Origin of the sequence: Amycolatopsis sp. 195334CR (assembly GCF_017309385.1) — a bacterium.
Classification (GTDB): domain Bacteria; phylum Actinomycetota; class Actinomycetes; order Mycobacteriales; family Pseudonocardiaceae; genus Amycolatopsis.
The window spans coordinates 1,319,318-1,332,400 of the sequence record NZ_JAFJMJ010000002.1 but is presented as its reverse complement, the minus strand read 5'-3'; the positions used below and the strand labels follow the sequence as shown (position 1 = coordinate 1,332,400).

The 13,083-nt window shown below is 71.3% G+C and carries 16 protein-coding genes; 12 read left to right on the top strand and 4 right to left on the bottom strand.

Features of this window, described 5'->3' with window-relative positions:
* The first annotated feature begins 6 nt into the window (after positions 1–6).
* The 6 genes from JYK18_RS29265 to JYK18_RS29240 are packed head-to-tail and all read left to right on the top strand — an operon-like array spanning position 7 to position 2,430.
* Positions 7–303 carry a gas vesicle protein gene (locus JYK18_RS29265; RefSeq protein WP_206806660.1) on the top strand — a complete coding sequence of 99 codons (297 nt, stop codon included), beginning with the start codon at positions 7–9 and terminating at the stop codon, positions 301–303.
* Positions 300–1,010 carry a GvpL/GvpF family gas vesicle protein gene (locus JYK18_RS29260; protein ID WP_206806659.1) on the top strand — a complete coding sequence of 237 codons (711 nt, stop codon included), beginning with the start codon at positions 300–302 and terminating at the stop codon, positions 1,008–1,010. Before JYK18_RS29265 ends, JYK18_RS29260 begins: the two co-directional genes overlap by 4 nt.
* The gene (gene gvpJ, locus JYK18_RS29255; protein WP_206806658.1) at positions 1,003–1,179 is read left to right on the top strand and encodes a gas vesicle protein GvpJ; all 177 of its coding nucleotides are present in this window, start codon (positions 1,003–1,005) and stop codon (positions 1,177–1,179) included. The genes JYK18_RS29260 and gvpJ (JYK18_RS29255) overlap by 8 nt, the downstream gene beginning before the upstream one ends.
* Entirely contained in the window at positions 1,176–1,412 is a 237-nt protein-coding gene (locus JYK18_RS47650) for a gas vesicle protein K (RefSeq protein ID WP_206806657.1), read from the top strand. Before gvpJ (JYK18_RS29255) ends, JYK18_RS47650 begins: the two co-directional genes overlap by 4 nt.
* Complete coding sequence (gene gvpJ, locus JYK18_RS29245) at positions 1,409–1,783, top strand: gas vesicle protein GvpJ (RefSeq protein ID WP_307796117.1); 375 nt, start codon at positions 1,409–1,411, stop codon at positions 1,781–1,783. Before JYK18_RS47650 ends, gvpJ (JYK18_RS29245) begins: the two co-directional genes overlap by 4 nt.
* Complete coding sequence (locus tag JYK18_RS29240; RefSeq protein WP_206806656.1) at positions 1,780–2,430, top strand: GvpL/GvpF family gas vesicle protein; 651 nt, start codon at positions 1,780–1,782, stop codon at positions 2,428–2,430. The genes gvpJ (JYK18_RS29245) and JYK18_RS29240 overlap by 4 nt, the downstream gene beginning before the upstream one ends.
* 1 nt (position 2,431) lies before the next feature.
* Here JYK18_RS29240 and JYK18_RS29235 read toward each other — a convergent pair whose 3' ends face one another.
* Positions 2,432–3,067, bottom strand: coding sequence for a DsbA family oxidoreductase (locus JYK18_RS29235; protein WP_206806655.1), 636 nt, complete (start codon positions 3,065–3,067; stop codon positions 2,432–2,434).
* A 183-nt stretch (positions 3,068–3,250) separates the two neighbouring features.
* Between JYK18_RS29235 and JYK18_RS29230 the strand changes: the two genes are divergently transcribed.
* Positions 3,251–3,898 carry a TetR/AcrR family transcriptional regulator gene (locus JYK18_RS29230; protein ID WP_206806654.1) on the top strand — a complete coding sequence of 216 codons (648 nt, stop codon included), beginning with the start codon at positions 3,251–3,253 and terminating at the stop codon, positions 3,896–3,898.
* A gap of 43 nt (positions 3,899–3,941) precedes the next feature.
* Entirely contained in the window at positions 3,942–5,333 is a 1,392-nt protein-coding gene (locus JYK18_RS29225; RefSeq protein WP_206806653.1) for an amidase, read from the top strand.
* On the opposite strand, the gene JYK18_RS29220 is transcribed toward JYK18_RS29225, so the two are convergent.
* Positions 5,240–5,629, bottom strand: a complete 390-nt coding sequence (locus JYK18_RS29220; protein WP_206806652.1) for a MerR family transcriptional regulator — start codon at positions 5,627–5,629, stop codon at positions 5,240–5,242. The two genes, JYK18_RS29225 and JYK18_RS29220, sit on opposite strands and share 94 nt — an antisense overlap.
* Before the next feature lie 116 nt (positions 5,630–5,745).
* Between JYK18_RS29220 and JYK18_RS29215 the strand changes: the two genes are divergently transcribed.
* The gene (locus JYK18_RS29215) at positions 5,746–6,528 is read left to right on the top strand and encodes an SDR family oxidoreductase (RefSeq protein WP_206806651.1); all 783 of its coding nucleotides are present in this window, start codon (positions 5,746–5,748) and stop codon (positions 6,526–6,528) included.
* On the opposite strand, the gene JYK18_RS29210 is transcribed toward JYK18_RS29215, so the two are convergent.
* Together JYK18_RS29210 and JYK18_RS29205 are read right to left on the bottom strand one after the other, a co-directional pair.
* Positions 6,525–7,460 (bottom strand): cyclase family protein, encoded by a 936-nt coding sequence (locus JYK18_RS29210; RefSeq protein WP_206806650.1) that lies wholly within the window; start codon positions 7,458–7,460, stop codon positions 6,525–6,527. The genes JYK18_RS29215 and JYK18_RS29210 overlap by 4 nt on opposite strands.
* A gap of 19 nt (positions 7,461–7,479) precedes the next feature.
* Entirely contained in the window at positions 7,480–8,370 is an 891-nt protein-coding gene (locus tag JYK18_RS29205) for a LysR family transcriptional regulator (protein WP_206806649.1), read from the bottom strand.
* Between the two features lie 441 nt (positions 8,371–8,811).
* Between JYK18_RS29205 and JYK18_RS29200 the strand changes: the two genes are divergently transcribed.
* The 3 genes from JYK18_RS29200 to JYK18_RS29190 all read left to right on the top strand — a co-directional run bounded on the left by JYK18_RS29200 (position 8,812) and on the right by JYK18_RS29190 (position 13,013).
* On the top strand, positions 8,812–9,210 hold the full coding sequence (locus JYK18_RS29200; RefSeq protein WP_206806648.1) for a hypothetical protein: 399 nt from the start codon (positions 8,812–8,814) through the stop codon (positions 9,208–9,210).
* Positions 9,211–9,331: 121 nt separating this feature from the next.
* Complete coding sequence (gene rph / locus JYK18_RS29195) at positions 9,332–11,920, top strand: rifamycin-inactivating phosphotransferase (protein WP_307796224.1); 2,589 nt, start codon at positions 9,332–9,334, stop codon at positions 11,918–11,920.
* A gap of 214 nt (positions 11,921–12,134) precedes the next feature.
* Positions 12,135–13,013 (top strand): Asp23/Gls24 family envelope stress response protein, encoded by an 879-nt coding sequence (locus JYK18_RS29190; RefSeq protein WP_206806646.1) that lies wholly within the window; start codon positions 12,135–12,137, stop codon positions 13,011–13,013.
* Positions 13,014–13,083 lie beyond the last annotated feature (70 nt).

The window sequence follows — 13,083 nt, the reverse complement described above, 5'->3', positions numbered from 1 at the left end:
TCCACTGTGGACGGTAGCTCGAACTCGCTGGCCGACGTGCTGGAACGGGTGCTGGACAAGGGGGTGGTCATCGTCGGCGACATCTCGGTCAGCGTGGTCGACATCGAACTGCTCACGCTGAAGCTCCGGCTGTTCATCGCCTCCGCGCAGACCGCCAAGGAGATGGGCATGGACTGGTGGACCGGCGACCCGTTCTTCGCCCCCGGCAGCGCCACCGCCCCGGCGCTGGAGGAGCAGAACACCGCGCTGCGCGACCGGGTGCTCGAACTGGAGCAGGCGCTGGAACGGGAGTCCCGCCGGTGACCCGCGGCCTGTGCGCGTACGCGATCACGCGCGACACCGCCCGGCCACCAGCGGACACCCGGCTGATCACCCACCGCGGCCTCGCCCTGGTGGTGGCGGAGACGGACCTGGCCGCGTTCGCCGAGCTCGACACCGATCCGGCGGCCTGGGTGGACGAACCCAGCGAGCACGATCCGCTGGTCATCCTGGCGCGACGGCACGACGCCGTGGTGCGCGCGGTGTTCGAGCACCAGCCGGTGCTGCCGTTCCGCTTCGGCACGATCCTGCGTGACCGGGCGGCCGCGGTCCGCCTGCTCACCGAGCGCCACACCCCGGCCGGGGAGGCGCTCGACCGGGTGGCCGGGCACCGCGAATGGGGTGTCCGGGCACGGTCCGTTCCCGACACCGGGGAGCGGGAACCGGCGGGCGATCTGTCCGGAACGGAGTACCTCGCGATGCGGCGCCGCCGCCTGGCCGCGGCCGAGCGCACCCGCCGCCGTGGCGCCGGTGCCGCCGCCGGACTGCACGAAGCGTTGCTGCGCCTGGCAACCGACTGCGCGCCCAAGTGCTCCCCCGGCCTGCTGCTCGACACCGCGTACCTCGTGCACGCCGACCGCGAGACCGAGTTCCACGCCGAAATCGAGCGCGTGCGCGGTGAGGTGCTCGTGGACATCACCGGTCCGTGGCCGCCGTACTCGTTCGCCAGGTCGGCGGCCGCCGATGCCTGAGGAGTACGCGCTCGACCCGACCACCGAAGGCCTGGCCGACCTGCTGGACCGGGTGATCGGCCGCGGCGCGGTGATCAGCGGCGACGTGCTCATCTCGCTGGCCGGCATCGACCTGATCCGGCTCGACCTGCGGCTGCTGCTCTGCTCGATCGACGAGGCGCGGCGGTGACGCCCCCGCGCCGGATCCACGCTGACGCCGGGCAGGGACTCGGCCAGGTGGTGGTCGCGGTCCTGGAGATCCTGCGCGATCTGCTGGAACGCCAGGCCCTGCGCCGGGTCGAGCACGGCTCGCTGTCCCCGGAGGAGGTGGAACGGCTCGGCCAGGCGCTGATCGCACTGGACCGCCAGTTCGCCGAACTGCGCGAAGCACTCTCCGCACCCGAAAGGACTCCCCCACCGTGAGCGCACCGATCGTGCCCGCCCCGGCAGGCGGCGGCCTGGCCGAGGCACTGAACATCCTGCTGGACAAGGGACTGGTCATCGACGCGACGATCCGCGTCACGGTGATCGGCATCGAGCTGCTGACCATCGAGGTCCGGGTCGTGCTTGCCAGCGTGGACACCTACATCCGCTACCTGGAGGCGATGCAGCGGCTCGAAGTGCAGCGCCGCGCGCTGAACAGCGGCACGAACCCGGTCCCCGCGCCGGTTCCGGCGTTCGCCAGCCAGGGCCTGGCGGGGACCTACGGGCTGCTCTCCACCCCGATGCCGGTGGGCACGCCCGCACCGGCCCCTGCGGCCTCGGCGATCCCGCCGGGCCACGACGAGTCGTGACGCTGAACCTGCACGGCGTGGTGCGAGCCGGCCACCCGACCGACCGCCGACTCGTGGTCCGCGCGGAGCTGGCGGTGGTGGTCACCGAGGCCGAGCCGGATGCCTTGCGGCACTTGGAAATCCTGTCCGGACTGGTGCCGCACGGGCCGGTGGTGCCGCTGCGGTTCGGCACCACCGCGGTGGACGAGGAGGTGGTGCGGACCGAGGTGCTCGCCCGCTCCGCCCACAGCCTGCGCGGCCACCTCGACCGGCTCGACGGCGTCGCCGAACTCCACGCCTACCTGCGGTTCGACGAGGACACGGCGTTGCGCGCGGTGCACGAGGAGAACCCGGGCCTGCGGCTGGGCGACGGCCCGGACCTGGCCGCCCGCATCCGCGCGGGCGAGCGGATCGCGCACCTGCTGGTGGCCTGGCGCCGGGCCAGGGCGGACACCCTGCTGGCGCCGGTGTCCGCGCTGGCCAGGGCCGAGGCACCGCTGCCGGACGCCGAACCGACCGAGGACCGCCGGGCCTTTCTCGTGCCACTGGCCAAGATCGAGGCCGCGCGCAAGCTCGTCACCGCCATCGACGGCGACTGCGTGGCTCCCCTGCCCGCGTTCACCTTCCTCGCCGAACCCACCGCTCCGGCGTCCCGGTGGGGCTGGTGAGTCAGGAGGCCACTGTGGACGATGCCTGCCGGAGGACGTCGAGCAGGGTTTCGACCGGCTGGGCCCCGGAGACCCCGTAGGCGCGGTCGATGACGTAGAACGGCACGCCGCGCGCACCGAGCGCCTGCGCGTCGGCGATGTCGGCGCGCACGCCCTCGGCGAAGTCGTCACCGTCCAGCACGGTCCTGGCCTCGTCGGCGGGCAGGCCGACCTCGGTGGCCAGGCGGACGAGCGTGTCCGTGTGGTCGACGGCTTCGCCCTCGGTCAGCGCCGCGCGCAACAGCCGTTCGTGCATCGCGTTGCCCAGTTCGTGCGTCGCGGCGAAGTGGGCGAGGCGGTGCGCGTCGAAGGTGTTGGCGGTGAGGGCCTTGTCCAGCCGGTAGGTCAGCCCCTCCTCGGCGGCCAGCCCGGTGACGCGGTCGTTCATCGCCGCGGCCTCGGCCGGGCTGACCCCGTACTTGCGCGAGATCATGTCGACGGTGGGAAGGTTCTCGCCGCGGCGCTGGGTGGGGTCGAGCTGGAAGCTGCGCCAGACGACCTCGGTCTCGCCATCGAACCGGTCGAGCGCCTTCGCCAGCCGCCGCTGGCCGATGTAGCACCACGGGCAGACGATGTCGGACCACACTTCGATCTTCACTTGCGCTCCTCAGCACCCGTCGATGCCGCAGGAGTCACCCTCGGCCTCGATGATCACCAGTTCGGTTTGCCGCTCTTCCGGGTCGCCCACCGGACCCACCACCTATCTTGACCCATGCCCCAAGTTCTACCGTGGCAGCGTAGCACTAAACTTGAGACCAGGGTCAAGTTAGCCGGAGGTCCGATGCCCGAGCCCGAACTGCGTGCCGACGCCCGCCGCAACGTGGAAAAGCTCAAGGCCGCGGCCGTCGAGGTGTTCCGCGAGAAGGGGCTGCACGCGCCGCTGGCGGAGATCACCGAGCGCGCCGGGGTGAGCAAGGGCACGGTGTACCACCGGTTCGGCTCCCGCGAAGGGCTGATCGACGCGGTGATGCCGGACCTCGCCGTCTCCGCGCTGGGTGAGGTGGCGGAACGGGCGCTGGCCTGCGAGGACGCGTGGGAGGGGTTCGCCGGGTACGTCGAGGACGTCTCCCGCATCCAGGCGTGCGACCCCGCGCTCAACGACGTGATCTCACGGCGGTACGCCGCCGAGCAGCTCGCCGTGGTCTGCCGGGTCACCGAGGAACGCGAGCGCGAGATCATCGCACGGGCGCAGGAAGCGGGCGCCCTCCGCGCCGATTTCACCCGCGAGGACATGATCTTCGTGTTCTGGTCCAACGCCATGCTGGTGCGCCACACCGCCTCCACCGCCCCGGACGCCTGGCGGCGCAGCATCGGCTTCCTGCTCGACGGCCTGCGCGCGGACGCCGCCCACCCGCTCGCCACCGACCCCCTCACCCGCACCCAGGTGGACAACGTCATGCGCCGCCTCGGCGAGTCCGGCCCGCTGTAGCCGGGGTTGCGCTCAACCGCGGTTCAGCCGACACGCTGGCCCGGTGAACAGCGATGTGACGGACGCCGCGACGGCGTTGCGGCAAGGCGAGACGAGCAGTGTCGCGCTGGTGACGGAAGCGCTCGCCGTGGAGGACGAACTCGGGGTGTACCGCACGCGGTTCCCGGAAAGCGCGCTCGCGGCGGCCCGGCGGGCGGACGCGGAACTGGCCATCGGGCGGGATCGCGGGCCGCTGCACGGGATTCCGTTCGGGGTGAAGGACCTGATCGCGGTCGCGGAAGGACCGACCACCGCGCAGAGCCTGGTGCTCGGCGACGGCTGGGGCACCGGGATCGACGCCACCGCGGTCACCCGGCTGAAGGCGGCGGGGGCGGTGATCATCGGGAAGACCTCGACCATGGAGTTCGGCTGCGGCGTGCCCGATCCGGCCAAGCCGTTCCCGGCACCCCGCAACCCGTGGGACCCCGATCGCTGGGCAGGCGGGTCGAGTTCCGGCACCGCCGCCGGGGTGGCCGCCGGGATGTTCCCCGCCGGATTGGGCACGGACACCGCGGGCAGCATCCGCATGCCCGCCGCGTTCTGCGGGATCACCGGCCTGATGCCCACCTACGGCCGAGTTCCCGCCGACGGCTGCCTGCCGCTGGCTCGCAGCCTCGACCGGATCGGGCCGCTCGCCCGGACCGCCCGCGACTGCGCGCTCGTGTTCGAAGTGCTCACCGGCACTCCCCTGGCCCTGCCGGAAACACCGGACCTGACCGGTCTGCGGATCGGCGTGGTGCGCGAACACCACTTCCCCGACGACGCCGACCCCGCGTTGCCCGACGTTTTCGAGACCGCGCTGGCCGTGCTGGCCGACCTCGGTGCCGCGCTGACCGAGGTCCGCTTGCCGCAGTGGGCGGAACTGTCCGGCGCCGTGCTGCTGACCGCCTGCTGCGAAGGGTTCGCTGAACACCAGGACGACCTCCTCGCGCGCTGGGCCGACTTCCACCGGTCCACCAGGGGGTTCCTCGCGGGCGGGGCGATGGTGTCCGGTGCCGGTTACGTGCGGGCGCAGCGCGTGCGAGAAGTCGCGCGGCGGGCGCTGGCCGAGCTGTTCGAGGAGGTCGACGTGGTCGCCGGCCCGACGGCCTCGATCGGCGCGCCGTACCTCGACGAGGTCTCCGACGAAGCCGGTCAGCAGAACCCGGCGGTGTTCGGCAAGGTCAACACGCCGTACTGGAACGGCGTCGGCAACCCGGTGCTCGCCGTCCCGATGGGCACCACCGCCGACGGCCTGCCGTTGTCGTTGCAACTCGCCGGCGACCTGTTCGCGGAGGAACTTCTGCTGCGGACCGCGGACGCCTACCAGCGGGCGTGCAGACCGGCGCGGGCGTGGAAGGCGGGGCAGTCCTCCAGCCCGTCCTCGTGCGGGCAGTCGAGCAGGCCACGCAGGTAGTCGCGGGCCGCGTCCAGTTTCGCCCGTTCGTGCTCCAGCTCGGCGAGCTGGGCGCGGACCACCCGCTGCCAGCCAGGTCCGGCGGCGAGCAGTTCGGTGATCTTGCGCAGGCTGATCAGCCCGGTCTCCCGCCACAGCTTCACCAGCGCGATCCGGTGCAGCTGCCGGGTGTCGTAGTACCGCTGTCCCGACCGGCGGGCCGGGCTGATCAGCCCGCGCCGCTCCCAGTAGTGCAACGTCGAGATGGCCAGGCCGAACCGGCGGGCGGTCTCACGAATGGGCAGCGGGGCGGGCATGAAACCAGTGTGCCATAGGCGTTCCCTATGGCGTCCGCTGTCATTTCGTCTTTGCCTTTCCTTCTTCACCGGTCCTACCGTGGAAACAGCTCCACGAAATCGGAAGGAAAAAGGGAATGACCACGCTCGAAAACGGCTCGCTCGAATTCAAGGGAAAGCGGGCACTGGTCACCGGCGGCTCCCGCGGGATCGGCGCGGCCGTGGTGCGCCAGCTCCTGGACGCGGGTGCCGAAGTGCTCACCACCGCCAGTTCGACGGCGAGCACCCCGCCCGAAGGCGCCACCTTCGTGCAGGCCGACGTGCGAACCAAAGCCGGTGCGGAGACAATCGCCGCGGCCGTGCGGGAGCAGCTCGGCGGCGTGGACATCGTGGTCCACAACGCGGGCGGCGCGCGCCCACACGAAGGCAGTTCCGCCATTCCGGACGAAGAATGGCAGGACGCATTGGACTTGAACTACCTCGCGTCGGTCCGGCTGGACTCCTTGCTGGTACCGGGAATGCGCGAACGTGGCGAAGGAGCGATCGTGCACATTTCCTCGGCCGCGGTCCTCACCCCGGAGTTTTCGCCGTTCCTGCACTACGTGGCGGCCAAGGCGGCACTGGAGAGCTACAGCCGCGGCCTGGCCGCGGAGCTGGCGCCGTTCGGCGTCCGGGTCAACGCCGTCTCCCCGGGCCGGGTCACCACGCCCGGCGGTGAGGCGACGCGGGAGCGGTGGGCCGAGGTGGCCGCGCGCATGGGCGTGCCCCCGGAGCTGGGTGCGGGAGCAACCACGCCACTGGGGCGCGACGGCAGGCCCGACGACATCGCGAACGCCGTGCTGTTCCTCGCGTCCGGCCGGGCGAGCTGGCTGACCGGCCGGAACCTCATCGTCGACGGCGGCGAGTTCCCGATGGGCTAGAACGTGGCGATCGGGTTGACCGGGCTGCCGGACGTCCCGGCGAAGCGGACCGGCGCGACGGCGAGCTGGAAGTCCCACTGGCCGAGTTCGGCGGCCGTGGCCGCGCACGCCTCCAGGTCGCAGTTGTCGAGCAGCCACAGGCCCATCGCCACCAGGCCCACGGCGTGCACCGGCATCAGCACGGCTTCGTAGCCCGACGGCTGCACGTCCTGGGGCGTGTCGGCGCCGATCAGCGCGACCTCCCGCTCGTGCAGCCACGGCAGGCAGGACGCGTGCCAGCCCGCCTGGGTGAACCCGCCGGACGGCCCGGACTCGTGCCGGGCGCGGCCGTAGCCGGTCCGCAGGAGCACCGCGTCGCCGGGGCGCACCCGGACGCCCTGGCGGCGTTCGGCTTCTTCGAGGTCGGCGGGGAACACGCCCTCCCCGGGTTCCAGCCACGGCACGTCGCGGACCTTCGCGACGTCCAGCAGGACGCCCCGGGTGACGATCCCGTCGGCCGCCGCCGTGACGGCCGCCCACGCCGAGCCCGTCGCGGCGTCGACCAGCGAATGCGGGCGGCCGTTGTACATCTTGCCGTCCCAGTAGAGATGGCACGGCGAGTCGACGTGGGTGAGGGTGTTGCCGTGGAAGGTGAGGCCGATGCGCTCGGAGGAGTAGCCCCAGCGCCGGTCGTGGTGGAAGGGGTCGGGCATGTGCTCGGCGCCCGGCATCTCGGCCGCGCACGGGCACGTCGTGGTCGCACGCTCCGCGTCCTCCGGTACCGCGACCTCCCACGCGCACGACACGCTCCGGCCGTGGCGCACGGCCCGCGCGGCCGCGAGCCGGACGTCGTCGGTGATGTGGTTCAGCGTGCCGAGTTCGTCGTCCTCGCCCCAGCGTCCCCAGTTCGACAGCGTCTCGAAGTAGCCGAGCACGTCGTCCTGGGTGGGCATGGGGCGATCACTCCTCCGGTCAGGAGGCAGCGTATCCGTGGTGCCAGGTCTGCTGGCGCAGCAGGTCGAGCAGGGCCGTCTCGGCCGGGCCCGCGGCTTGGCGGATCACCGCGACGACGGGCTGGGACACGGCGGGGAACACCGGCCGCGCGAGGTGCTCGTACCCGTGAGGCACCGCGGAGGCCGGGACGAGCGTCACGCCCAGTCCGTGGGCGGCCCACCGCGCGGCCGTCGCTGTCTGCGACACACGGGCGGCGGTGGGCGGGGCGTGGTCCTGGTTGTCCGGCAAGACGGACTGCAGCACGGCGTCGAGCGCGCTGTCGCGGTCGAAGCGCACCCACGGTTCTTTCACCAGCTCTTGCAGTTCGACGCGGTCGGTGTCGAGCAGGCGGTGCCCGTCGGCCAGCACCACGACGAATTCCTCGTCGCCGAGGTGGTGGGCTTCGGCGGGGGTCCGGTCGCATTTCGCCATCAGGGCGAGGTCCAGGACGTTCCGGCGGCCGAGGCGGTCCATCTCGGTGGCGCTCGGTTCCTCGAAGACGGTGACCTCCAGCCGCGGGAAACGGCGGCGCAGCACGGCCAGCGCGCCGGGGAGTTGCCGCGTGCCGAAGCCGAGTTGCACGGCGACCACGAGTTCGCCGACGAGGTCGCCGGCCCCGGCGCGGGCCGTCGCCCTGGCTCGCCGGGCGGCGCTCACCGCGACCTGGGCCTCCCGCAGGAACGCCCGGCCGACGGCGGTGGGCACCAGGCCGGTCGGCGTGCGATCGAACAGCCGCACGCCGAGTTCGCGCTCCAACCCGCGAATCTGCTGCGACACCGAAGGCTGGGCCACCCGCAGCGTTTCGGCCGCGGCGGTCACCGATCCCTCTTCGGCAACAGCCAGGGCATATTCGTACTGGCGAAGGCTCATGGCTGCTACAACCCGGGGAGCGGCCCCTTTACTCCGCGGGGCCGCGTGATCACCGAGACCGCGAACGGAGCCTTCGACGTGACGCAACCCCCACCACCAACCGGCGGCCACCCGGCACAGCCGTACCCAGGACAGTCCCACCCCGCACAATCCGGTGCAGCACAGCCGTATCCCGCGCAGTCCCACCCGGCACAATCCGGTCCAGGCCAGCACTATCCCGGGCAGCCTTCGCCGGACCAGCCGAATCCGGCGCACTCCGGCCCAATCCAGCCATACCCGGGCCAAATCCACCCGGCCCAGCCCTACCCGGCCCAGCATCCGGGCCAAATCCACCCGGCCCAGCCCTACCCGGCACCGTCCTATCCGGCCGGTCCGCCCGGGCATCCCGCCTACACCCCGCCCCCGAAACCGCCGAGTAGCGGGACCGCGATCGCCGCCGGGGTGCTGGCAGTGCTCGGCGGGCTCTGGACGCTGTTCCTGCTGATCAACACCATCGTCCTGCTCGTGCGCGGCGAAGCACCCCTGCCCATCTGGAACTACAGCATGACGCTGGTCCTGACCGCCGAGACCGCGCTCCTGCTCGCCGGCGGCATCATGCTGTTCCGCAAGAAACCCGCCGGACGGCTCCTGGTCGTCATCGGCTCGATCCTGGTGCTGCTGTCCTACGTGGCGGGCATCATCGTCGGCGCGCTCGGGGTGACGACCACCGGCGGCACGATCACGGGAATGGCGTACGGCGGGATCATCGCGGGCTTCCTCCTGGTCGGCGCCCCACCCATCGCGACGCTGGTGCTCGCCCTCATCCCGCCGACCAAGCGCTACCTGAACCCACCGCGCTGAACGACCCCCGCCCCTTTCAGGTTATAGCAGATTCCGCCGCCTCATGCGGTCCGCGAATTTGCTCCATACTGCCCGTCGCCAGTGGGAACGACGAAAAGATGGGGCCACGGAATTGCGCTACGTGCTGGGCTTCGAGCAGATCGACCGGACGACCGTCGCCGAGGTCGGCGGCAAGGGGGCACACCTCGGCGAGCTCTCCCGTACCGGGGGTGTCCGCGTCCCGGCCGGGTTCTGCGTGACGACCGACGCCTACCGGCGGATCCTCGCCTCGGTGCCGTCGATCGACGAGCGACTCGACCGGCTGTCCGCCCTCGAACCGGACGACCACACCGCCATCAGCGCGCTGAGCGCGGAGATCCGCGGGGTCATCGAGGACGTCACCATGCCCGCCGAACTGGTGGCGGAGATCGGCGAAGCACTCGCCCGCCTCGGTGACCAGACCCCCTGCGCGGTCCGCTCCAGCGCGACCGCCGAGGACCTGCCGACCGCGTCCTTCGCCGGTCAGCAGGACTCGTACCTCAACATCACCGGCCCCGACGAGATCCTCCGCCACATCCGGCGGTGCTGGGCCTCGCTGTTCACCGACCGCGCCGTGACCTACCGGCTGCACCACCGGTTCGACCACCGGGACGTGCTGATGGCCGTGGTGGTGCAGCGAATGGTGTTCCCGGAGGTGGCCGGGATCCTGTTCACCGCGGACCCCATCACCTCGAACCGGAAGGTCGCCACCGTCGAGGCGAGCTGGGGACTCGGCGAAGCGCTCGTCTCCGGACTGGTGAACGCGGACGTCTTCACCGTGCGCGACGACCAGGTCCTCACCTCCGCGATCGCCACCAAGCGACTCGCCGTCCACGTGTCACCGGACGGCGGCACCCGCGACACGGAGATCGCCCCGGACCAGCAGACCCAGCCGACGCTGACCGAGGCGCAGGTGCTCGAACTCGTCCGGCTGGGCCGGAACCTCGAACAGCACTTCGGCCGCCCGCAGGACATCGAGTGGTGCCTGGCCGGCGGCGAGTTCCACATCGTCCAGAGCCGCCCGATCACCACCCTGTTCCCCCTGCCCGAAACCGGGGACCAGGACAACCACGTCTACGTCTCGGTCGGGCACCAGCAGATGATGACCGACCCGATGAGGCCGCTGGGCCTGTCCCTGTGGCAGCTGACCACCCCGCGGGAGATGCACGAGGCGGGCGGGCGGCTGTTCGTCGACGTCGCCCCGATGCTGGCGACGCCCACCGGCCGCGCCATCGTCCTCGGCGGCTTGGGCGGGTCCGACCCGCTGATGGGCGACGCCCTGCAGACCGTGCTCGACCGCGGCGACTTCATCCCCTCCCGCCCGGACGAGAACACCGGGCCCGCCGGTGGGCAGACCACCGAAGCCGTCGAGACCGATCCGGCCGTGGTCACCGAGTTGATCGCGGAAACCCAGGCCTCCGTGGCCACCCTGCGCCGCGAGATCGAAACCCGGTCCGGCACGGAGCTGATCGACTTCATCCTGGCCGACATCGGGGAACTGCGGCGGGTCCTGTTCTCCCCGCGGAGCAGCCAGGTGATCGTCGCGGTGGTGGAGGCGACGAACTGGCTCAACGAGAACCTGGCCGACTGGCTGGGCGAGAAGAACGCCGTCGACGTCCTTTCCCAGTCCGTGCCCCACAACATCACCTCGGAGATGGGCCTGGCCCTGCTCGACGTCGCGGACGCGATCCGGCCGCACGCCGAAGTCGTGGCGTTCCTGCAGCAGGTGGTGGACGAGGGTCGCGAGGACTTCCTCGGCGACCTGGCCGGACTCGACGGCGGGCGAGCCGCCCGGGACGCCATCCAGGGTTACCTCGACGACTACGGCATGCGCTGCGCGGGCGAGATCGACATCACCAGGACGCGCTGGAGCGAACGCCCGGCCATGCTCGTGCCCGCGATCCTCGGCAACATCAGGAACTTCGAGCCGGGCGCCGGGAAGCAGCGGTTCGAGCAGGGATTCCAAGAGGCACAACGGAAAGAGCACGAACTGCTGACCCGGTTGCGGGCCCTGCACGACGGTGAGCACAAGGCAGCGGAGACCAAGCGGATGATCGACCGCCTCCGCACCTTCGCCGGTTTCCGCGAGTACCCCAAGTACGGCATGGTCTGCCGCTACTTCAGTTACAAGCAGGCACTGCTGCGGGAAGCCGGGCGGCTCGTCGAGGCCGGAGTGCTGCGTGACCCGGACGACGTCTTTTACCTGCGGCTCCAGGAGTTCCACGAGGTCGTGCGCACCAAGGAGGTGGACCACGAGCTCATCCTGGAACGGCGGCAGGCGTTCCAGTCGTACGGGACGCTCACGCCGCCCCGGGTCCTCACCTCGGACGGCGAAGCGCTCACCGGCGAGTACCGGCGCGACGACGTCCCGGACGGCGCGCTGGCGGGGATGGCGGTGTCGGGCGGCACGGTCGAGGGCCGGGCCCGGGTCGTGCTGGACATGGCCGACGCCGAACTCGAACCGGGCGACATCCTGGTCACCGCCTACACCGATCCCAGCTGGACGCCGCTGTTCGTGGCGATCGCGGGCCTGGTGACCGAAGTCGGCGGGCTGATGACGCACGGCGCGGTGGTCGCCAGGGAGTACGGCCTGCCCGCGGTCGTCGGCGTGGACCAGGCGACGCGGCTGATCGAGGACGGGCAGCGGATCCGCGTCCACGGGACCGAAGGGTATGTGGAGTTCCTCAGCTGACAAAAAGAGGACAGATCAGTGCCGGTCGGTTGCGGTTCGATGTCAGCGGGCCGAAGTTCGGGTGAAGCTCTTGACGGCGGTGGCGCCCAGGCCATACCACTGCGGGGGCATGGCCGGTCGGCGAGCTGAACCCCGCTGGGGACAAGGGATTCCCGGTGGCGGAACCGAGTTCGCGCCCGCCACAAGTCGTCGTCGCGCCCGAGAAGGGGTCACTATGTCCGAGGTCATCAACAGCATCTTCGGCCGCACGTCCCGGTCCGAGGAGTACACCGCTGGTACCACCACCGCCGCGCCCGAAACCGTTGCCACCGAAACGATCCCGGACGACAGCACCGAAACCGTCGACGCCGCCGACAGCACCGACACCGGCACCGGCGAAGACGTGGACGAAGGCGCCGAGGACGTGGCCGTCGACGACACCGAAGAAACCGAGGACACCGCCGAAGCCGACGACCTCGACGAGGACGAGAACACCGAAGAGACCGAAGAAGAAACCGACGAGACCGACACCCTCGACGGCGACGCCGACCTCGACACCGACGAGACCCCCGACGGTGAAACCGACGTCGACACCGAAGAGACCCTCGACAGCGACGCCGCCGCCGAGACTCCCGACGGCGAAGCTGACCTCGACACCGACGAAGCCCTCGACAGCGAAGCCGACGCCGACGAGACGCCCGACAGCGAGGCCGATCTCGTCGCCGAGGCCGAAGAAGAGGAAGACGAGGACGGCATCGAGGCCGTCGCCGCCGAGCCCGAGGTGATCACCGCCGGGGCGGCCGTCCCGGCGCGTGCCGCCGCGGCCACCCGCGGGAACACCTCCGTCGACGACGAGGTCGTCTCGAAGGTGGTGGACATGGTGGCCCGCAAGGCCGACGGTGTGCACGACCTCGGCGAGGTCGCCTCCGTCGCCATCGAGGGCGACGTCGCGACGATCAAGCTCTCGCTGGTGATCGTGTTCGGGCACGCGGTCAAGGCGGTCGCCGAGCAGTTGCGCGTCGACGTGATCGAGGCCGTCGAGCAGTTCCTCGGGCTGGACGTGGCGGCGGTGGACGTGCGCGTCTCCGACATCCACCTGCCCGTCGCAGGCTGACCGGAGTGCCGTGGTCCCGGGCCCCCCACCCGGGACCACGGCCGCCGAACAGCGCTTCCGGTTCATCCGG